Below are 20,000 nucleotides of genomic sequence, written 5' to 3' on the forward strand. Positions count from 1 at the left end.
AACTTAGGATGAACAAAATTGGAGTAATCGGAACCGGTTATGTCGGTTTAGTCTCTGGAACTTGTTTTGCTGACGTGGGTCATCACGTTATTTGCTGTGATATCGACGAAATGAAAATCGAACAGCTGAGGGCCTATAAAATTCCTATTTATGAGCCGGGTCTGGAAGAATTGGTGATTAAGAATGTCCAGGAAGGGAGGCTTTCCTTTTCTTCCGACATAGCGGGGGTTATTAAAGAGGCGAACATTATCTTTATTGCGGTAGGTACTCCGATGTCGGCAACAGGAGAAGCGGACCTAAGCTATGTGAAAGACGTAGCCCGAACTATTGGCAGCCATCTTGATGGATATAAAATTATAGTTACCAAAAGTACTGTACCGGTAGGCACAGGACGATTGATTGAATCCATGATCCGGGAAAATTTGTCCGATAAAGGGTTAACGTTTGATGTTGTCTCTAACCCCGAGTTCTTAAAGGAAGGCTCTGCCATTCAGGATTGCATGAATATGGAAAGGGCGGTTATAGGGGCGACGAGTGAACATGCTGCAGAAGTGATAGCTGAAATTCACGCTCCCTTTCGTACTACCGTTTTTAAAACCAGCTTAGAAAGTGCCGAAATGATTAAATATGCGGCAAACACTTTTCTGGCCACTAAAATTTCTTTTATTAATGCGGTAGCTAATATTTGTGAGAAAGTGGGCGCGGATGTAACGGAAGTCGCCTTAGGTATGGGATTGGACAGCAGAATTGGCAACAAATTTCTTCAAGCCGGTATAGGATACGGAGGTTCCTGTTTTCCCAAAGACACGTATGCGCTCAAGCATATTGCTTATGAAGCCGGTTATGAATTCAAACTTCTCGAAGCTGTAATTGAAACGAATGAAAACCAGCGCCTGGTTATTATCGATAAGTTAAACCAAGCACTGGGAACCCTTCAAGGGAAGAAATTAGCTGTATTGGGCCTTGCCTTTAAACCGGATACGGATGATGTAAGGGAGGCACCTTCTTTATCTCTTATTCCTATCCTGTTAAGTATGGGAGCCGAAGTTCAAGCTTACGATCCAATAGCTGTTCATGAAGCGTCTAAATATCTTCCCTCAGCAGTTAGATATGTGGAAGATTTATATGAGTGTGTTCGAGGAGCAGATGCTTGCATAATTTTAACGGAATGGAAAGAGATCAAGAGTATGGACCTAAAGCGTCTGTCCGATTCGCTCCGTCAACCTGTCGTAATTGATGGTCGTAACTGCTTTGATCTTTCTGACATGCGTCAAAACAAATTGCACTATTACTCCGTCGGAAGAGCGGTTGTTTTTGCAGATATCGAAGCCGCGTTATCGGTATAAACTAATCAATCTTATATGAGTGGTGAGACCATGCTAAAAAGATGTTTTGATCTTTTCGTATCCGTGACGGGTCTTTTATTGCTTCTGCCCTTTATTTTGTTGTTGGCTTTTCTGATCCGGACTAAGCTGGGAAGCCCGGTATTATTTAAGCAGCAACGTCCTGGATTGTACGGGAAACCTTTTTATGTATACAAATTCAGGACCATGACCAATGAAAAGGACGAAAATGGTGTACTTCTCCCAGATCATATCCGGTTAACACCCTTTGGCAAATTTCTCAGAAAATTAAGCTTGGATGAGCTTCCTCAGCTTGTCAATGTGCTAAAAGGAGATCTTAGTCTGGTAGGCCCCAGGCCCTTGCTGATGGATTATTTATCCCGCTATACCCCGGAGCAGGCAAGAAGGCATCTTGTAAAGCCGGGAATAACCGGATGGGCTCAGGTCAACGGGCGAAACGCCCTTAAGTGGGAAGAAAAGTTCGAACTGGATGTTTGGTATGTCGATCATCAATCTTTCTGGCTGGATATCAAAATTCTGTTTTTAACTGTTAAAAAGGTATTTAAATCCGAAGGGATCAATCAAACGGGCCATGTGACGATGCCGGTTTTTATGGGGCTCGAAGATAAAGGCAGAAACGCGCCTCTATGAAAGACATTATTATAATCGGTGCGGGTGGACACGGAAGGGAAACCGCTCAACTGATAAAGGACATTAACGAAAACCAGCCGGCTTGGAAATTGCTTGGTTTCATAGATGACCGAGCGGAACTTCAAGGAAAACAAGTAAACGGAATCGATGTAATAGGGACGATCAGCCGGCTTGCCGATCCGTTACTCACCCATGCGCATCTGATTTGTGCTATAGGTGATTCCCGAATTAGACGGCACATTATTACCAAGATCGATGCGATTCATTCATCTTATAAGTACGCAACTTTGATTCATCCTACAGCTGTAGTAGGCGAACGGGTACGAATAGGTGAAGGAACCATGATTTGTGCGCACTGTGTCATTACTACCGATATCGTCATTGGCCGGCATGTTATTGTGAATTACTGTTCAAGTATCGGCCACGATAGTCTCCTTGAGGGCGAGGTTACCGTTTTACCGGGAGCCAGAATATCGGGCAGTGTCCATCTTGGAAAAGGAAGTAGTATAGGATCGGGGGCAGTCGTACTTCCCGGCATCAATGTCGGGGAGGAAACGATAGTAGGGGCGGGAGCTGTTGTAACTGCCCCACTTCCGGCGAGGAGCACAGCTGTCGGCGTGCCTGCGAAAGTCATAAAAATTCATGAGAAGAATTGTAGGTGCTGAGAAGTGAAACGGATTTATCTTTCTCCTCCCCATATCGGGGATAGAGAGCAAAGCTTTGTCCAAGAGGCCTTTGATACGAATTGGATCGCACCTCTCGGTCCCAACGTTGACGCTTTCGAGAAGGAAGTTGCTGAGTATACCGGTTCCGGAGGAGCAGTTGCTTTAAGTTCAGGAACAGCCGCTCTTCATCTTGCTTTGAAGCTTGTGGGAGTTAAACCGGGCGATAAAGTATTCTGTTCCACGCTAACGTTTGTAGCTAGTGCGAATCCTATTTTATACGAGGGAGCCGTTCCCGTTTTTATTGATTCCGAGCCCGAAAGTTGGAACATGTCACCAGGCGCATTGGAAAGAGCGTTTGTGGATGCTCTGAAATCAGGTGAGCTTCCCAAAGCGGTTATCGTGGTGAATTTGTATGGCCAAAGCTCGGATTACGATAAAATTTTGTCCGTTTGTGAACGCTATAAAGTACCCGTAATTGAAGATGCGGCAGAGTCTCTAGGGGCAACTTATCGAGGTAAATCAAGCGGGACGTTTGGCAAATTCGGAATATTTTCTTTCAATGGAAACAAAATTATCACCACATCCGGTGGAGGCATGCTGGTATCGGATGATTTGGAGGCTTTGGAAAAAGCCCGCTTCTGGGCTACACAAGCAAGAGACAAGGCTCTTCACTATCAGCATAGCGATCTTGGTTATAATTATAGATTGAGCAACATACTGGCCGGAGTCGGGAGAGGACAACTTCAAGTCCTGGATAAACGTGTGGATGCGCGCAGACAAGTGTTTGAGCGTTATAAAAAAGCTTTAAGTGAGGTTGAAGGCTTTACTTTTATGCCGGAAGCATCTTTTGGCCGATCGACCAGGTGGTTAACGGCCTTAACCGTTGATCAAGCCGCAACGGGCATCGGGCCCCCCAAAATTATAAACGAGCTGACAGTCCAAAATATCGAGGCTCGGCCGGTATGGAAGCCCCTGCATATGCAACCATTGTTTAGAGGCTGCTCATACTATGCTCACGAAGAGAATAATAGCGTATCGGAGCGATTATTTGAAAATGGTTTATGTATTCCGTCAGGCTCTAACCTTCAGGAAGCGGAGCAAAACCGGGTTATTGACAGTATCCTCTCTGTTGTAAAGCATACTGTCCGGTAGACAGCTATGCAGAACACGGACATGCGTCAGCTGCTGCTGGAGTTGGAGCAATTTGTACATAGGGTGGAAGAGCAGAGTGAACCGGTGCGCACCGTCAAGCCCTACGTGGACGATTTAAAGCAAATTATGCTTAAGCATGTGAATCAGACGGAAATGTCCTTGCTTACTACTTATAAATAAGAAAAAAGATACGATCAAAAGCCCTCTAATATCGGATGCGCGATATTGGAGGGCTTTATTTTGTTGACGGGGTAAAGTTTGGTCCGGGAACAGGTGAAGGCGCTTATGAAAGCTCTCGGCCGCCATAAAGCGATCCGCCTGGCGCTGATGCTGGTGTGGATTTGGAAACAAGCTTGAAAGCCGCTGCTGCGTGAACAATATCCCGGAACAGCAGTTTAAAAAGCGGCTCCCGCCGGGTCGTTTCAGTACGGCAGATCCGTGGTAAGTGTGAAGAGACTGGGGTCCTGCGGCTATGTCGAATGTTTCATACGCTAAACGGCCCATGCCGTGGTCGAAATCCTTGCTCTGTTTGCCGGTTCGGTTACGGCTTGGAAGCTTCCGTTAGATGAACGGGCACAAGCGGACGGGCATCATGCCGGCGGTCTGTGTCCTTTTCACGGCAGGGACGAATGGCATCAGAAATTTACGTATCAAAGGACTTCTATGGCAGAAGACGTTATCTGGACACTTGCGGTCTCTTCTGGGTACGGAGATGCATTATTTTTTTCTAAAAATTCTACAAAAAACTCGTAAAAACGCACCAAATCACCCAAAAACTTCTTGATTTGTTACAAAACGTATCTTATAATAATTTACGAATACAGAATGTAACAAGTTGCGACAACAAGAAGCAAATGAAGAGGTGTGTGAGAATGAAAGCTTTGGATTTGGTCTACTGCATTCACTGCGGTTCGATTGTGTCCCGGACGCAGGCGGATCATATTTTCAAAACCGGATTTTACCGGGTGTCGATACCGCTGGCTAGCTGCAAAAGCTGTGCGGCCCCGAATTCGAACACCACGAGCAGTCACGATCTGCCGCATCATGGACGTTTGAACGAGTATGAGACTCGTCTTCCGTTGATGGCGTAAAGCAGAACCGGGTTACATGCTCCCCAAGTCGGTAACGTTCAGGTCAGGGAAAGTAGGATGAGAAGAATGGTTGTTGAGGGGGATAAAGCATGGAAGCCTTGGCTCCGCTGGCTGATCAGCTTGCTTTATTTGCTTCTGGGGATCGTTTCGCTAACGCTGGGCCTATGGCTGCTTTAGCCGCTTTGACCGGTCCCGCCGTGTGTTGTGCACCGCTGCATCTTTGCCGTAAAAAAATGACCGCTCGTGTCCTCGATGGGCCGAGCGGTTTTTTGACGTTGATTTTGGAAGCAAGTCCTGAACAGTTCCTATTCAAATAGAAGAAACAAGTAGAAAAATCAGGAGTTGATCAGGTGCTTGTAAGGTGTGTAGTCGATTTTCTCGCGTTCGAGGAAGTTCATCAGGCTCCGGTAATCCCGCTTGGGAGTGGCGATGATATAGCCTTTGATGCAGTGCTCGCGCGTAACTTCAGCGGCTTCCTCTTCCAAGGCGATCTGCCCGATTTTGGCCGCGATGGAGTGTTTGGCGATGTCACGGAACGGGCCGGGTACGGGGGCGACAAGTTTGTTAAGAAAAGCTTTGGAGTCGTCCGTCCACATATGACGGGATTTCTCCACGTAATAGTTCTGCCAGTCGAGCTTGGACTTTCCGTCGGCCTTCGGGAGCACCTTCAGGAATTTGCGGAACATAAAATAGCCGCCGATCGCCATCAGACCAATGAGGACAAGGGGCCAGAAAGTAATAAACCACATAAACAGGGAGTTGTTCAAAACTCGTCACCTCGGAATCTGTTATTCCCGTACGGGGCCAGGTTTAAGCACTGGATCTCTCTTGAAATTATACCTTATTTCTGGCTTTCTTGCGACATTGCCTGTAAAATAGGGGGAAAAGATTTTACAAAGCAAGGAGCCTATTCCTATGATTAAAATCGGTTCACACGTTTCATTTTCCGACAAAGGTTTGCTGAATGCGGCCCGGGAAGCTGTTTCGTACGGCTCCGGCACATTCATGATCTATACGGGTGCACCTCAGAATACACGGCGTAAGCCTATTGAAACGCAATATATCGAAGAGGGCCGGGAAGTCATGCAGGAGCACGGGATCGGCGAAATCGTCGTTCACGCCCCTTACATTATCAACCTCGGTTCCTACAAAGAAAACACGTACGAGCTGGCGGTTCAATTTCTGCAGGATGAAATTCGCCGCACGGACTATCTGGGCGTGAAAAATATCGTGCTTCACCCCGGCGCGTTTACGGACAAGGATGCCGAGTACGGCTTGGCCCGCATTTCGGAAGGGCTGAACGAAGTCCTTGCCGGCGTGAAGGACACGGGCGTGCATATCGCCCTGGAAACCATGGCGGGCAAAGGCACCGAGATGGGACGCAGCTTCGAGGAGTTGGCCCGTATTATCGACAAGGTCGAAGACAACGGCCGTCTGACGGTCTGTCTGGACACCTGCCATATCCACGATGCGGGGTATGACGTGGTAGGCGACCTGGACGGCGTACTGGACCAGTTCGACCGCGTGGTCGGTCTGGACCGCATCGGGGTCATCCACCTCAACGACAGCAAGAATCCGCGCGGCGCGTCCAAAGACCGCCATGCTCCGGTCGGAGCGGGCTGGATCGGCTTCGAAGCGATGAACCGCGTCGTCCATCACGAGAAACTGATCGGCCTGCCGATGATTCTGGAGACTCCGTGGATCGGGAAGGACCCGAAAACCCAGCGTCCGATGTACGAAGCGGAAATCGCGCTGCTCAGCGGAACCGTCCTGGAACGGTTCGGGGAATCTTTCGCGGAGGATGTGGAGCGGCTGGCTTCCTTTTTCGAGAAGAAAGAGGTCGATTCCCGCGGCTTCGTCCTGCAAACCTGGGAGCTGCTCAAAACCGACGCGAAAGCCAAGAAAGCGGACGGCCGCGAACCGATGGAGCGCTTGTACGACATGATCGCGGAAGAGCGCCTGTTCCCGGAACTGTCCGAAGAGCAGATCAATCAGCGTCTGACCGCATGGTTTGCCGGTAAGGAATTTCTGAAGTCTTTGTAAGGTAACGGCTCACGCATTTTTGTCCCCGGCTCAGGCCGGGGCAATTATTATCATGTAAGTACAAAGGAGAATCCAGTAGAGATGGCAGCAGCAAAAACGTCCGGCGCAGCCGGCAAACAAAACCGCGGCAGAATGCTCATTTCCTGCCCGGACCGTCCTGGAATCGTGGCCGCGGTATCCCGGTTTTTGTCCGAATACGGAGCGAATATCGTCCAGTCGGACCAGTACACCATGGATCCGGAAGGCGGCATGTTTTTTATCCGGATCGAATTTGACTTAACCGATCTGGAGCAGCGCAAGCCGCAGCTTGAGGCCGATTTCGGCGAAGTGGCCGCCGAATTCTCGATGGACTGGAGCCTGTCGCTGGCCAGCCAGAGAAAACGCCTGGCGATCTTCGTGTCCAAGGAAGATCACTGTCTCCTCGAACTGCTGTGGCACTGGCGCGCCGGAGATCTCGACGCGGACATCGCGATGGTCGTGAGCAACCACCCGGATATGGCGTCCCTTGTGGAGCCGTTCGGCATTCCGTACCACCATATCCCGGTAACTCCGGATACGAAGACGGAAGTGGAGAAGCGCCACCTGGAGCTGCTTGAGGGCAAAGTGGATCTGATCATCCTGGCCCGGTACATGCAGATTATTCCGGCTTCTTTTATCAAGCATTACCAGAACCGGATCATTAATATTCATCATTCCTTCCTCCCGGCTTTCGTCGGAGGCAAGCCTTATGCGCAGGCTCACGGACGGGGAGTCAAGCTGATCGGGGCGACCGCGCATTACGTGACGGAGGAGCTGGACGGAGGTCCGATCATCGAGCAGGACGTGCAGCGTGTCAGCCACCGTGACAATGTCGACGATTTGAAGCGCATCGGCCGCCATATCGAGCGTATCGTTCTGGCAAGGGCCGTTTCCTGGCATACGGAAGACCGTATTCTCGTTCATCAGAATAAAACGGTCGTATTCAGCTAGAACCGCAGCGTAGGGTGATACTGCCCAAGGCTGATCATTAAAAAGAATCCGAAGGGCCTCTCTGCCGCTTCGGATTTTATTAAAAAAGCATTCCCCGGGACTATGCCGCTTTAAAGCGGTTCATTCTTTAGGGCGGGTTTGCAGGGCTTTTCTGCCTAAAAGGGCAAGTATCATTCCGTAAAGAAGGTGCCCCGCGATCCACCAGATCATGGCATTTACGTCCGAAAGGCCGGGTGTTTTCGCCGATACGGCCAACTGGGTAAGGGGTATGAATAAGGGGATGGGAGCGATACCGAGCAGAAGCCCCGGCAGCCACGGTTTTCCAAGACGTCCGAGCAGAAACGCGTAAAGGAATCCGATGAGGACCGAAACGGCCAAGTGCAGGGTCAGCTCGAACCATTCCGGCAGATTACCCCCGAGTCCCGGAATAAAGTCGACATTGAGCAGCAGCGTATAGACACGGGGACCTGCCAAGTATTCCACCGCTTTAAAAAGCAGGGCGAGAACGATTCCGGGTACCAGCCCGAAAGCGAAGCCCCGCAGGACAAGCATGATTCCGTTTTCAAAAAAAGTGCGGCCCACCCGCTTTTCACTCTCCTTGTCCGAATACGGACGCTAATGCCAAGGGCCTGACATTGCGGTTTCGGATTTTAGCTTTATAATGGAACTAAAGCTTCATTATTGGTGAGAATAACAACAGTATAACACGAGACCATTCATAGGAGGATACACCATGTCTGCAAGCAATACGCCTATTCAGCAACTAGCCGTTCACACGATCCGTACACTCGGAATCGACGCTATCGAGAAAGCCAAATCCGGCCATCCCGGCATCGTTATGGGAGCCGCGCCTATGGCTTATACGCTGTTTGCGCACCAAATGACCCATAATCCGGCCAACCCGACATGGATCAATCGCGACCGCTTTGTCCTGTCCGCAGGCCACGGCTCCATGCTGCTTTACGCGATTCTGCACTTGACGGGCTACGATCTTCCGATGGAAGAAATCAAAAACTTCCGCCAATGGGGCAGCCTGACTCCGGGACATCCCGAGTTCGGCCACACGGCGGGCGTTGACGCGACTACCGGCCCGCTCGGACAAGGTATCGGCATGGCCGTAGGTATGGCGATGGCCGAAGCCCATCTGGCCGGCCTGTACAACCGTGAAGGCTACCCGGTTATCGATCACTATACATATGCCATCTGCGGAGACGGTGACATGATGGAAGGTGTATCGTCCGAAGCCGTTTCTCTGGCCGCTACCCTTAAGCTGGGCAAGCTGATCATGATGTACGATTCCAACGACATTTCGCTGGATGGCGATCTGCACGTTTCCTTTACCGAAAACGTTCAACAACGTTTCGAAGCATACGGCTGGCAGGTGCTCCGCGTAGAAGAGCAGAACGACCTGGAAGCTCTCAATCGTGCGGTTGAAGAGGCGAAAGCCGACACCACCCGTCCTACACTGATCGAAGTGAAAACGACGATCGGCTACGGCAGCCCGAACAAAGGCGGCAAAGGCGGACATGCCGGACCGCACGGTTCCCCGCTCGGTCTGGAAGAAGCCAAGCTGACGAAGGAATTCTACAAGTGGAACTACGAAGAAGATTTCTATGTTCCTGAAGAAGTACGCGAGCATTATGCGGCGGTCAAAGAAAAAGGCATCCAAGCCGAGCAGAAATGGAACAACCTGTTCGACGAGTACCGCAAAGCCTATCCGGAACTCGCCGAGCAGTTTGAACTGGGCGAAAGCGGCAAGCTGCCGGAAGGCTGGGACCGCGATCTCCCGGTTTATACGCCGGAAGACAAAGCTCTGGCTACGCGCGCCGCTTCCGGTAACGCGCTGAACGCCGTAGCGAAGAACGTTCCGTTCTTCTTCGGGGGTTCCGCCGACCTGGCAAGCTCCAACAATACGGAGATCAAGAACGCTCCGATCTTCAACGCGGAAAATTACGCGGGCCGCAACATCTGGTTCGGCGTACGCGAATTCGGAATGGGCGCAGCCCTGAACGGTATTTCCCTGCACGGCGGTCTCCGCGTGTACGGCGGCACGTTCTTCGTGTTCTCCGACTACCTGCGTCCGTCGATCCGTCTGGCCGCTCTGATGAAGCAGCCGGTGATCTACGTCTTCACGCATGACAGCATCGGCGTAGGCGAAGACGGTCCGACTCACGAGCCGGTTGAACAGCTTGCGGCTCTCCGCGTCATTCCGGGCATGACCGTTCTGCGTCCTGCGGACGGCAACGAAACGAGCGAAGCTTGGCGTTACGTCATGGAGCATAACGACGGACCGTACGCGCTCATTCTGACCCGCCAAAACCTGCCGCAGCTCGAAGGTTCCGCCAAATATGCGCGCGAGAACTTCTCCAAAGGCGCTTACGTCGTATCCGACGCGCCTAACGGCAAGCCGGACGCGCTCATCCTTGCGACAGGCTCGGAGGTTCAGCACGGTGTGGCCGCTCAAAAGCTGCTCGCCGAAGAAGGCATCCAAGTGCGCGTCGTCAGCATGCCGAGCTGGGAGCTGTTCGAGAAGCAGTCCCGGGAATACAAGGATTCCGTTCTGCTTCCGGACGTCAAAAAACGTCTCGGCGTAGAAATGGCTTATCCTCTCGGTTGGGAGCGTTATGTGGGCGACGAGGGTTCTATCCTCGGAATCAGCACGTTCGGCGCTTCCGCTCCGGGCGACCTGCTCATCAAGGAATTCGGATTTACGGCAGAGAATGTCGCCAAGCGCGTCAAAGAACTGCTTAAATAAATACGGGAATGCCATCCGGACGACCGCTTCCACAGGGTCGTCCTTATGTGCAGCCGCCAATTACGAGGGGGAGAAGGGGTTGTCGAATTTCGAAGGAGTTACCGTAGTCAAGAAAGCGAACGTTTATTTTGAGGGAAAAGTGACCAGCCGCGCCGTTCTGTTCGCAGATGGCACGAAGAAAACGCTGGGAATCATGCTTCCCGGAGAGCATGAATTCGGTACGGACTCCAAAGAGATCATGGAAATCCTGGCCGGCGACCTGAGCGTCCTCCTTCCGGGCGAATCCGAGTGGACGGACATTCAGGGTGAAGGGGAGTTTACCGTTCCGGCTAACGCCAAATTCAAGCTGAAAGTCCGGACCGTCACGGATTACTGCTGCTCTTACATCGCGGAATAGGCTTTCCGGTTACGGGCTGCCGTGCGGGCCGGTATGTCTGCGTGATGCGCAACAGCGGGTATTTGCAGTGCGGGGAATACGCGATTGCAAGTATCGTAAGCAGGTATATGCGACAGCAGGTTACGCAGCGCAGGCAGCACGAAACCGCGGACATTATGCAGCACGAAACGGCGTGCATCATGCAGCACGAAACCGCGGGCATTACGCAGTACGCAACGGCGTGCATCATGCAGCACCAAACCGCGTGTATCATGCAGCAACAAACGGCGTGCATCATGCAGCACCAAGCCGCAGGCAATACAAAAGGCCCTTCCGAACGAAACGTTCGGAAGGGCCTTTCTTGCCTTGCGGAGGAGTTCACCCCTGCGGTGTTACGCAGCGCATGACGGCGGTCAAACGGAGCCGCGTTTCAGAGCACGTGCGCAGTCCGGGGCACGAGGCCGTGATATCCGGCGCAGCGGCGGTTGTTGCCGGTTACTGCCGCTGTGCCTGCCCGTCTACGAGTTAAGGCAGCATAACGCGAAAAACGCCGATAAAACGGAGTGCGTTTGAACATGCTGTAAACAACGGACGGGTGACACATATAAACGTTTACGAGTTTCCCTAAGGCGGGTAATTCGAGAACTGGCGGGATGTAGTTGCCGACACCGTCTGCCGTTATGTCAGGATTCGCCGGATTCAAGTCTCATTTCACTGCCCGTCTTTTTTTTCGACCTTCTCGTTCATCCATTCCTCATAGCACTGGATGGCCGCTGCCAGGTCTTCCTCGCCGAGGCCTTTGCTCAGGCCCATCTGGAAGACGGTAGTCGCGGCATGCAGTACAGGGGCCGGAAGCTGGAACTTGCCCGTCAGCTCGGACGCCAGCAGCAGATCCTTCAGCATCAGCTTCAGCGAGAACTGGTTGCTGAAATCACGGTCGAGAATCTTCGGGCCTTTAAGCTCGGCCTGCTTGCTGCCCGCGGACCCCGCCTGCACAATCTGCAGGAACTGCTCGGGCGCAAGGCCCGCTTTCGTCGCTATGGAGAGGCCCTCCATCAGGCCGATCGCATTAATGCCCACAATCGTATTGTGGGCCAGTTTCGCATAGGAGCCGGAACCGGACGGCCCCATGTAAAGCACTTTGCTGCCGAGATCGCTCAGCAGCGCGTGCTGGGCGTCGAACACGGGGCGGTCTCCGCCGACCATGAACACGAGCGTCGCCGCCTCGGCAGCGGGCTTGCTTCCGGTTACGGGCGCGTCCAGGAACTGAGCGCCGCGCCGGCCCAGATCGGCGTGAAGACGCTGGCTGAGGGCCGGAGAGATCGTGCTCGAATCGATCACGGTAAGGCCTTCTCCAGCCTTCTCCAGCACGCCGTTTTCGCCGTAGAAGACGCTTTCGACGGCGGAGTCGTTGCTCAGCATCGTGAACAGAACCTCGGCCCCGGAGACAGCTTCCGCAGGGGTCGCGGCCAGAGAGGCACCCGCCCCGACAAGCTCGGCCGCTTTATCGGCACTGCGGTTATATACGGTGACCGCATAGCCTTTGCGGAGCAGATTGAGGGCCATCGGGGAGCCCATGGTGCCTAACCCGATAAATCCGATTTGTTTCATCACTAATCACCTCGTTTAGAGTCACGCCAGACACGATAATTTCACTTGCAGTTTGTACGGAAAGCTTTTATAGTAAGGAATCAATGCATGCGAAGCCGATGCGCCGGGGGTTTTCGGAGAATATATCGGCCGTTCCGGCAATACTATCCGGAGGTCCGGCAAGTTCCGCCTGCACCTGTCCGTATTGCGAATCCGTCCCTGCAAGCGCTCGGGCGAAGGAGAAAGCACCAGGCGTTTTTCCTATTGTAGCACGTTTGACGGAGAGGGAGCACGCCTGGGGCGCGACTTGCGGACCGCGGCACAGAAGCGGTATGCTATAGGAAAGAACCAAGTAAAAGAACCGAGGAGGAGAGAAAGTTGACCCAGAAGCTGCAATTTGATTACAGCAAGGCGCTTGACTTCGTTGCCCAGCACGAAATTGATTACCTGGCCGGGCCGATCCGTACCGCACATGACCAACTGCATAACGGAACCGGAGCCGGTAGTGATTATTTAGGGTGGATCGATCTTCCGGTCGCTTACGACAAAGAAGAGTTCGGCAGAATCCAGAAGGCGGCGAAACAGATTCAATCCGACTCCGATGCGCTGGTCGTAATCGGCATCGGCGGCTCCTACCTGGGGGCCCGCGCGGCGATTGAAATGCTGTCCCACTCTTTCTATAACCTGCTTGATAAAGACAAGCGTAAAACTCCGGCCGTATACTTCGTCGGCCAGAATATCAGTTCTACATACGTAACGCACCTCCTGCAGACTGCTGGAAGGCAAAGACTTCTCCGTCAACGTCATTTCCAAATCCGGAACGACGACGGAGCCGGCTATCGCCTTCCGTATTTTCCGCGAGCTGCTGGAGAAAAAATACGGCAAAGAAGCCGCGCGCAAGCGCATCTACGCCACGACGGACCGCGAGAAGGGCGCTCTTAAGCAGCTTGCCAACGGCGAAGGCTACGAGTCCTTCGTTATCCCGGACGATGTAGGCGGACGTTACTCCGTACTGACGGCCGTAGGTCTGCTTCCGATCGCCGTGGCCGGCATTAACATCGAAGAAATGATGCAGGGCGCGGCCGACGCGCGCGAAGCTTTCTCCAGCCCCGAGCTGAGCGAGAACGCGAGCTACCAGTACGCGGCTGTCCGCAACGCGCTCTACCGCAAAGGCAAAACTACCGAGATTCTCGTGAATTACGAGCCTTCTCTGCATTATGTATCGGAGTGGTGGAAGCAGCTTTACGGCGAGAGCGAAGGCAAAGACAACAAGGGGATTTTCCCGGCTGCCGTCGATTTCACGACCGATCTTCACTCCATGGGCCAATTCATTCAGGAAGGCAACCGCAACCTGTTTGAAACGGTACTGTTTGTAGACCAGTCCGCAGAGGAGATCGTCATCGGAACCGATGAAGAGAACCTGGACGGGCTTAACTTCTTGAGCGGCAAAACGATGGATTTCGTGAACAAAAAGGCGTTCCAGGGCACTATGCTGGCTCATACGGACGGCGGCGTACCTAACCTGATCGTGACACTGCCGGACACTTCGGCTCACACGTTCGGCTATATGGTTTACTTCTTCGAAAAAGCATGCGGCATCAGCGGCTACCTTCTTGGAGTAAATCCGTTCGACCAGCCGGGTGTGGAGGCGTACAAGAAAAACATGTTTGCGCTCCTCGGCAAACCCGGTTACGAAGAAGATAAAGCGAAACTCGAAGCTCGCTTGAACGACTAGTTTCGTCCAGACAGAACCCGTATAGGGCTCTGTAAGGGCATTTTCAACGAAAACAGGCCTTTTCCTCCGGGATTAGGTCTGTTTTTTATTGGAAATAATGTTAGAACTAAATTAACTATTGTACTAATATTCTGATTTGTGTAAAATGATATGAAACAGAAGGCGCATTAGTTAGGAAATGGAATGAAGAAGCGACATGATAGCATCCTACAGAACGGTACAGAAGCATGGAGCCGATGAAATTGTCATCAAACGTTCCCGGTTTATCGGTCAGGCGTTGCCGGTTTCGTCCGAAGAGGAAGCGCTTGCTTTTATAGCCGGCGTGAAGAAGGAACACTCGATGGCGACCCACAACTGTTCCGCTTACATGATCGGAGAACGCAACGAGATTCAGAAACAGTCGGATGACGGGGAGCCGAGCGGCACAGCCGGCAAACCGATTCTCGAAGTGATCCGGAATATGGATCTCAAGAACGTGGCCGTAGTCGTCACCCGGTATTTCGGCGGTATTATGCTGGGAGCCGGCGGACTGATCAGAGCCTACACGGATGGCGCAGTCGCGGGAATTCAGGCCGCGGTGCCCGTTTACAAAGTAAGTCATCAGGAACTGCTCGCTGAAATCGATTATACTTGGCTGGGTAAAGTGGAGAATGAGCTGCGGAACCGCAACATGCGGATGGGCGATACGGAATTTACCGATAAGGTTATCCTCCGGTGCTATCCCTTATCTGCCGAGGCGGATTCTTTTGCCGACTGGTTTACCGATTTGACCCAAGGTCAAGGAAACATCATACGCGGCGAACATACATATATCGAACATAGCGAGCTACCCTAACAATTTCATACACCACCGAAGCGGAGGGATTCTTATGGCGAGGAAGGCAGTCGCTCAGGAACTTAGCAGAGAGCGGATTCTTGAAGAGGCCAGGGAGTTATTCGTAACTCGCGGTTATCGCGCTTTAACGATGCGAAGCATCGCTAAAGCAATGGGTTACAGCCATGGCGCGTTATACTATCATTTTAGAGAAAAAGCAGAGCTGTTCAATGCACTCATACTGGAAGATTTCGGCATACTCCTGCAGCGGCAGCGGCAAATTATCGTCGAATCCGCTGTTCTCGGGGTTCCCCTGCTGCAGAAGCTGATGATGGAGTTTATCCGGTTCGGACTGGAGAACCCGCATCATTACGAAATCATGTTTATGATCCGGGACGAGGAGCTGCGTCAGTACTCGCGGACCGAGCAGGCGAAATGTTTCGATCTGTTTGCCACGGTTGTGCGCCAGGTCATTTCGGGAATGCCGGACAAGGAAGATCAGGAATACCGGCTTCCTTGGAATTTGTTTATGTCCATGCACGGATTCATCTCGCATTCCATTCATTACGGGCAGACGTTTGAGCTGGTAGAACAGCTCGCCGAAGAGCATGTACAACTGCTGTGCAGCAACATGGTCTCCACGGCGGCCCGATCCGATTCTTCCAAGGTCAGTCTGGTTAATCACGAATCAGCTTAACGGTAAACGTACGGCTGCGGGGCCCGTCAAATTCGCAGAAGTAGATTCCCTGCCAGCGGCCCAGCTCAAGGCGGCCTCCGCGGATAAATACGGTTTGCGAGGCGCCCATGGTCATGGCTTTCAGATGAGCGGCCGTATTGCCTTCCGCATGACGGTCGCGCGGATGCTCCCAGGGAAACACTTCGTCCAGGCGCATGAGCGTATCCCTTTTTACATCGGGATCGGCATTTTCGTTGATCGTCACTCCCGCCGTCGTATGAGGGCAGTAAACGATGACGGTGCCGTCTTGAATGCGGTTTTCCCCAACCAGCCCTGCCACGATATCCGTAATTTCAACCATTTCGTCCCGTTTGCGGGTGACAAGATCGCAGGTATGCAGCATAAGCGGATTTCCTCCTTGAAGGTTTGTGACCGGCGGGGTAAGGAAGGATGGGAGTTTATAAGCCCGAACAAGCTTCGTATCTCCCCATGCGCTTCATGGTCCAAACCCGCGCTCTAGTTCCGATTCTATCGTAACGGACGCGATTTCCGGTGTCAAAACGTGTTACAATGAAAGCATAACCGGATAACGAAAGGATGAAACGCATTGGATTTGTCGGCATGGTCGGAACAGAACGTGGATTATATGTTCAATGAAATCAAAACGAAACTGAGAATGGCGACAGGCGGATCGATTAAAGCGTCCAACTTCAGCCAGGAACAATATGAAGATCTTAAAGATCTGTACGATCTCGTTATGAGCAAGCCCAATTTCAGCATTAGCGAAATTGACGCGATTACGACGGAGCTGGGCAAGCTCCGCAAGGCCTGAAGCCTGCTTGCCTTTTTGTGAAAAGCCCTTCCGCACGGAGATTTACCTCCGGGGCGGGAGGCTTTTTTTATATGGAAAAAAAGACGTCTCTCCCGCGGGAATTCACGAAACGCTTATGAAACAGATGTCTTGGCCAAATAAAACAGGAAGAAGGGACAGCTATCCAATCGGGCCGCTAACCGTCCGCATATGGTATAGGGTAGCATGCATGATTCGCTGAATAAGGGAGGTAGACGGTATGAGCTCTATACATCGCAACGAAGCGGCCAAACTGGTCGGTCAAAACATCGTGGCCGTCCGTAAAGACGGTTCCAGGGTCAGAGGCAAGCTGGTGCGTATTCAAGGCAACGAGCTGATTCTTGAGCCCGAAGAGGGGACCGCTCAGACAAAAGCGTTCATTCCTCTCGTATTGTTCGATTTGCTGGCCATCGGAACGGCTCCGTATGCTTACGGACCTTATGGTTATGGCGGAGGCTTCGGTTACGGCGGCGGATTTGGCGGCGGTTTCGGAGGACCCGGTTTCTTCTGGTAAAAGGGAAAGAGGGCTGTCAGGTTCCGGTTACGGGACCTGATTTTTTTATTTGCGTCCGGGCTTGAATAAACACCATCGGCCCTGCTGCGGAATAGGCTGGTGTGGAGAAAAGGGCGGGTTCCGTAACCCGGAACAGGCGGAGTGGGGGAAAAAATGAGCGCAGGAAAGAGCGAGTCCGACTATGAAAAAGAGTGGGAACGGAAATTCGGGTTCCGTTCCGGAGAGATTCCTTCGTTTTCCTCCATTTTCGGAGGCGGGGAAACTTTGTTTACTGAGCTGTCCAAGCGGATTTCAGAGGACCCGGAGAACACGGCCTGGCTGGACCAATGGCTGGATAAACTTTTGCGGCAGGCTATGCCGGGCTACCGGATTCCGGAGTGGATGGGAAACGGCTGGGAAAACGAGCCGGACGGAAATTCCGGCGGACAGAGCACGCAAGCGAGCGCCACTCCGCAGCGCAGCGGGGAGAAACGCCGGGAGACCGGGTGGAAACCCGATGCCGCCCGGCCTGCCGCCTCGGGGCCTCCCGCGGTCATCCCCTTCTCCGGCGGAAAGCCTGTCAGGGGCCTTGTCGCCGGAAGCAAAAAGCGGCAAACCGCCAAGGTCAAAGAGGCGGAAGCTTTCTCCTATTCGATAACCGAGGCCGGAGGCCGGCTTATGGTTATCGTGCACCAGCCTCAGGGAATACGCCCCGGAGAGATTGAACTGGCGGCGGACAGGTCGAGTATCCGCCTTAAGGGCGTCCGGATCGGAGGGAAACAGGCCATCCGCCTGTTCAGGCCGATCCGGCCGGGTTCGTGCCGGATGACCAGCGAAGACGGTTCCCTGGTCATCCGGGCCGATTTGGCCCGCCGGTGACGGGGACAGCCGCGGCATTATGCTCCGCCGCGCGGAGCGGCGTGGCATAACGCCTTGCGGGCGGCGGTCCGTCGGGCATACAGCGCGCGGGATTACTTCGGCCCGCTGCGCTCCGCGAGCTGCTTCTGCGCCAGGCGGACCAGCTCCCGCACCATGCGGCCGCCGATTTCGCCGCCGATTTTACCGGCATCCTCCGTGCGGAGCCGGCCGTTGTTGCCCGGCTCCAGGGGGACTCCCAGGGTACGGGCGACTTCGTATTTGACCAGGTTCGGCTGATCGGCGGATACGTTGTAGCCCGCGTCCCGCATGACCTGGCCCTTAAACCGGTCCAGGCTGCGTTCGCTTCCGGGAACGGCTGCTCTGCGGCTTCGTCTTCTTGCCATGCTATCACCTCCCTGAGGATAGGTTGCCCAGGAGTTCCCGGAGTATCACGAAGCGGCCGGGCGCTGTGCGGCTTCTGTGAAGAGTGTCCGATGCCGGAGAGCCCGGGCGATCCGCCGCATGCCAAAAACACCGTGCGCTATACTGCGCACGGTGCGGAAAGCTCCCGCCCCTATCAGGAGGGGGCCGGTAGTGTTCGGGGTATGCGGCATTTTCCGTCAAAATGGCTCAGGTGCGGCCCCCGGCTTCCTTTCGCGAAAGTAGAAGGCCGACGAGCTTTTCCGGCCTTGGCCAGGCAGGGGCTTCAGACAAGAGATTTTCCGCTGTATGTGGAAGGCTCTTTCGCATCGTCCTCCGCGCACTAACCTCTTCCGTCCGTCCCGGAAATTAACGGCCCGTCCGTTCGGCTGCTACGGGAATCCGGTCCGAGTATACGGCAGCTTCATCATCCTGCTGAGCCGGGATTGTTTTTTCGATGAGATACAAGGGACGGTGTTTAACCTCCCGGTAAATTTTGCCGATGTACTCTCCGATCAGTCCCAGGGCCAGAAGCTGCACCCCGCCGATAAACCAGACGGATAAAATCAGAGAAGTCCAACCGGACGCCGTTGTCCCCCATAATTTAGAAATGATGGCATAAGCGCCGGCGAACACGCTGATGATGGAGAGCAAAAATCCGGTGACCGTGACCATCCGGATCGGTTTGACACTGAAGGAAGTAATGCCGTCGAGTGCAAAAGACAGCATTTTGCGCAGCGGATACTTCGATTCCCCGGCAAAACGTTCTTTCCTCTCGTACATGACCTCGGCGGTACGCAGTCCCAAAAGCGGGACAATCCCTCTCAAAAACACGTTGACTTCTTTATAACGGGACAAATAATCCAGCGCGCGCTTGCTCATAAGCCGGTAATCCGCATGATTGTTCTTAATTTGGACGCCCAGACGTAGCATTAATTTATAAAAGGATTCTGCAGTCGTCTTTTTGAACCAGGTATCGGTCGTCCGGTCGCTGCGGATTCCATAGACGATCTCGGCTCCCTCCAGATACTTCCGTACAAATTCGCGTATCGCGTCCGTATCGTCCTGCAGGTCCGCATCGATGGAAATCACGATGTCGGATGTATGTCTTGCCGTCATTAAACCCGCAAGCAGGGCGTTCTGATGTCCCGCATTCCTTGCGAGCTTAACGCCTGTTACATAGTCATGGGAACGGCTGTATTGGTCGATGAGCTCCCAGGTCCGGTCTTTGCTGCCGTCATCGACGAGCAGCATCACACTTTCGCCGGCTACGAGTTTTTCCTGAACGAGGCGGTCCAGAACCGCGCTTAAACGGCTTACCGTTTCGGGAAGAACTTCTTCTTCGTTATAGCAGGGTACCACGATTGTTAAAATAGGGCTCGACATCCCGTAAAATCTTCCTTTCTTATCCTGGACTGGACATTGCTGCTTCCCACCGGATTATTCTTATTGTAAACAAGCAAAGCCAGTTAAAGCAATTGCCTGCTCGTCGGAATGTGTAGAATTTAGGCGGAATTAA

General features: G+C 52.9%; 22 protein-coding genes and 1 pseudogene. 17 read left to right on the forward strand and 6 right to left on the reverse strand.

Going from position 1 to position 20,000, the window contains the following annotated elements; translation table 11 throughout:
- The first annotated feature begins 8 nt into the window (after window positions 1-8).
- The 7 genes from tuaD (at window position 9) to ABC395_RS03200 (ending at window position 5,219) form a co-directional block, all read left to right on the forward strand.
- On the forward strand, window positions 9-1,346 hold the full coding sequence (tuaD, locus tag ABC395_RS03170) for a UDP-glucose 6-dehydrogenase TuaD (RefSeq protein WP_413000642.1): 1,338 nt from the start codon (window positions 9-11) through the stop codon (window positions 1,344-1,346).
- Between the two features lie 30 nt (window positions 1,347-1,376).
- Window positions 1,377-1,994, forward strand: a complete 618-nt coding sequence (locus ABC395_RS03175; RefSeq protein ID WP_413000644.1) for a sugar transferase — start codon at window positions 1,377-1,379, stop codon at window positions 1,992-1,994.
- Window positions 1,991-2,659, forward strand: a complete 669-nt coding sequence (locus ABC395_RS03180; protein WP_413000646.1) for an acetyltransferase — start codon at window positions 1,991-1,993, stop codon at window positions 2,657-2,659. The genes ABC395_RS03175 and ABC395_RS03180 overlap by 4 nt, the downstream gene beginning before the upstream one ends.
- Window positions 2,660-2,662: 3 nt before the next feature.
- The gene (locus tag ABC395_RS03185; protein ID WP_413000648.1) at window positions 2,663-3,811 is read left to right on the forward strand and encodes a DegT/DnrJ/EryC1/StrS family aminotransferase; all 1,149 of its coding nucleotides are present in this window, start codon (window positions 2,663-2,665) and stop codon (window positions 3,809-3,811) included.
- A 21-nt stretch (window positions 3,812-3,832) separates the two neighbouring features.
- Window positions 3,833-3,991 carry a hypothetical protein gene (locus ABC395_RS03190; RefSeq protein WP_413000649.1) on the forward strand — a complete coding sequence of 53 codons (159 nt, stop codon included), beginning with the start codon at window positions 3,833-3,835 and terminating at the stop codon, window positions 3,989-3,991.
- A gap of 692 nt (window positions 3,992-4,683) precedes the next feature.
- Window positions 4,684-4,902 carry a hypothetical protein gene (locus tag ABC395_RS03195; RefSeq protein WP_103994317.1) on the forward strand — a complete coding sequence of 73 codons (219 nt, stop codon included), beginning with the start codon at window positions 4,684-4,686 and terminating at the stop codon, window positions 4,900-4,902.
- Between the two features lie 89 nt (window positions 4,903-4,991).
- Entirely contained in the window at window positions 4,992-5,219 is a 228-nt protein-coding gene (locus ABC395_RS03200) for a hypothetical protein (RefSeq protein ID WP_413000651.1), read from the forward strand.
- 18 nt (window positions 5,220-5,237) lie between these two features.
- Here the strand turns inward: ABC395_RS03200 and ABC395_RS03205 are convergent, their stop codons facing one another.
- Window positions 5,238-5,651 carry a DUF2621 domain-containing protein gene (locus tag ABC395_RS03205; protein WP_042229966.1) on the reverse strand — a complete coding sequence of 138 codons (414 nt, stop codon included), beginning with the start codon at window positions 5,649-5,651 and terminating at the stop codon, window positions 5,238-5,240.
- 166 nt (window positions 5,652-5,817) lie between these two features.
- Between ABC395_RS03205 and ABC395_RS03210 the strand changes: the two genes are divergently transcribed.
- Together ABC395_RS03210 and purU are read left to right on the forward strand one after the other, a co-directional pair.
- Complete coding sequence (locus tag ABC395_RS03210; RefSeq protein WP_413000652.1) at window positions 5,818-6,945, forward strand: deoxyribonuclease IV; 1,128 nt, start codon at window positions 5,818-5,820, stop codon at window positions 6,943-6,945.
- An 81-nt stretch (window positions 6,946-7,026) separates the two neighbouring features.
- Entirely contained in the window at window positions 7,027-7,914 is an 888-nt protein-coding gene (gene purU, locus ABC395_RS03215; protein ID WP_413000653.1) for a formyltetrahydrofolate deformylase, read from the forward strand.
- Window positions 7,915-8,034: 120 nt separating this feature from the next.
- On the opposite strand, the gene ABC395_RS03220 is transcribed toward purU, so the two are convergent.
- Entirely contained in the window at window positions 8,035-8,496 is a 462-nt protein-coding gene (locus ABC395_RS03220; protein ID WP_413000655.1) for a hypothetical protein, read from the reverse strand.
- A gap of 151 nt (window positions 8,497-8,647) precedes the next feature.
- On the opposite strand from ABC395_RS03220, the gene tkt reads away from it, so the two are divergent.
- Window positions 8,648-10,669, forward strand: a complete 2,022-nt coding sequence (tkt, locus tag ABC395_RS03225) for a transketolase (RefSeq protein ID WP_413000656.1) — start codon at window positions 8,648-8,650, stop codon at window positions 10,667-10,669.
- Between the two features lie 79 nt (window positions 10,670-10,748).
- On the forward strand, window positions 10,749-11,066 hold the full coding sequence (ppnP, locus tag ABC395_RS03230; protein ID WP_413000657.1) for a pyrimidine/purine nucleoside phosphorylase: 318 nt from the start codon (window positions 10,749-10,751) through the stop codon (window positions 11,064-11,066).
- A gap of 690 nt (window positions 11,067-11,756) precedes the next feature.
- Here the strand turns inward: ppnP and ABC395_RS03235 are convergent.
- Window positions 11,757-12,656, reverse strand: coding sequence for an NAD(P)-dependent oxidoreductase (locus ABC395_RS03235; protein ID WP_413000658.1), 900 nt, complete (start codon window positions 12,654-12,656; stop codon window positions 11,757-11,759).
- Between the two features lie 357 nt (window positions 12,657-13,013).
- On the opposite strand from ABC395_RS03235, the pseudogene ABC395_RS03240 reads away from it, so the two are divergent.
- The 3 genes and pseudogenes from ABC395_RS03240 to ABC395_RS03250 all read left to right on the forward strand — a co-directional run bounded on the left by ABC395_RS03240 (window position 13,014) and on the right by ABC395_RS03250 (window position 15,881).
- Window positions 13,014-14,370 (forward strand): annotated as a pseudogene (locus ABC395_RS03240) (glucose-6-phosphate isomerase).
- A 196-nt stretch (window positions 14,371-14,566) separates the two neighbouring features.
- The gene (locus tag ABC395_RS03245; RefSeq protein ID WP_413000660.1) at window positions 14,567-15,205 is read left to right on the forward strand and encodes a YigZ family protein; all 639 of its coding nucleotides are present in this window, start codon (window positions 14,567-14,569) and stop codon (window positions 15,203-15,205) included.
- Window positions 15,206-15,239: 34 nt separating this feature from the next.
- Window positions 15,240-15,881 (forward strand): TetR/AcrR family transcriptional regulator, encoded by a 642-nt coding sequence (locus ABC395_RS03250; RefSeq protein ID WP_413000661.1) that lies wholly within the window; start codon window positions 15,240-15,242, stop codon window positions 15,879-15,881.
- Here the strand turns inward: ABC395_RS03250 and ABC395_RS03255 are convergent.
- Window positions 15,862-16,263 (reverse strand): secondary thiamine-phosphate synthase enzyme YjbQ, encoded by a 402-nt coding sequence (locus ABC395_RS03255; protein WP_413000663.1) that lies wholly within the window; start codon window positions 16,261-16,263, stop codon window positions 15,862-15,864. The two genes, ABC395_RS03250 and ABC395_RS03255, sit on opposite strands and share 20 nt — an antisense overlap.
- Before the next feature lie 204 nt (window positions 16,264-16,467).
- Here ABC395_RS03255 and ABC395_RS03260 point away from each other — a divergent pair, with 204 nt between their 5' ends.
- The 3 genes from ABC395_RS03260 (at window position 16,468) to ABC395_RS03270 (ending at window position 18,082) form a co-directional block, all read left to right on the forward strand.
- Window positions 16,468-16,692, forward strand: coding sequence for a DUF1128 domain-containing protein (locus tag ABC395_RS03260; protein WP_103994328.1), 225 nt, complete (start codon window positions 16,468-16,470; stop codon window positions 16,690-16,692).
- Between the two features lie 238 nt (window positions 16,693-16,930).
- Window positions 16,931-17,224: a hypothetical protein gene (locus ABC395_RS03265; protein WP_413000665.1), complete on the forward strand. Its 294-nt coding sequence runs from the start codon at window positions 16,931-16,933 to the stop codon at window positions 17,222-17,224.
- 153 nt (window positions 17,225-17,377) lie between these two features.
- Window positions 17,378-18,082 carry a hypothetical protein gene (locus ABC395_RS03270; protein ID WP_413000667.1) on the forward strand — a complete coding sequence of 235 codons (705 nt, stop codon included), beginning with the start codon at window positions 17,378-17,380 and terminating at the stop codon, window positions 18,080-18,082.
- A gap of 92 nt (window positions 18,083-18,174) precedes the next feature.
- Here the strand turns inward: ABC395_RS03270 and ABC395_RS03275 are convergent, their stop codons facing one another.
- Both ABC395_RS03275 and ABC395_RS03280 read right to left on the reverse strand, forming a co-directional pair.
- Window positions 18,175-18,465: an alpha/beta-type small acid-soluble spore protein gene (locus tag ABC395_RS03275; RefSeq protein ID WP_413000669.1), complete on the reverse strand. Its 291-nt coding sequence runs from the start codon at window positions 18,463-18,465 to the stop codon at window positions 18,175-18,177.
- Window positions 18,466-18,850: 385 nt separating this feature from the next.
- Entirely contained in the window at window positions 18,851-19,867 is a 1,017-nt protein-coding gene (locus ABC395_RS03280) for a glycosyltransferase family 2 protein (RefSeq protein WP_413000670.1), read from the reverse strand.
- Window positions 19,868-20,000 lie beyond the last annotated feature (133 nt).

It is taken from the genome of Paenibacillus canaveralius, from assembly GCF_047238265.1.
GTDB lineage: Bacteria > Bacillota > Bacilli > Paenibacillales > NBRC-103111 > Paenibacillus_F.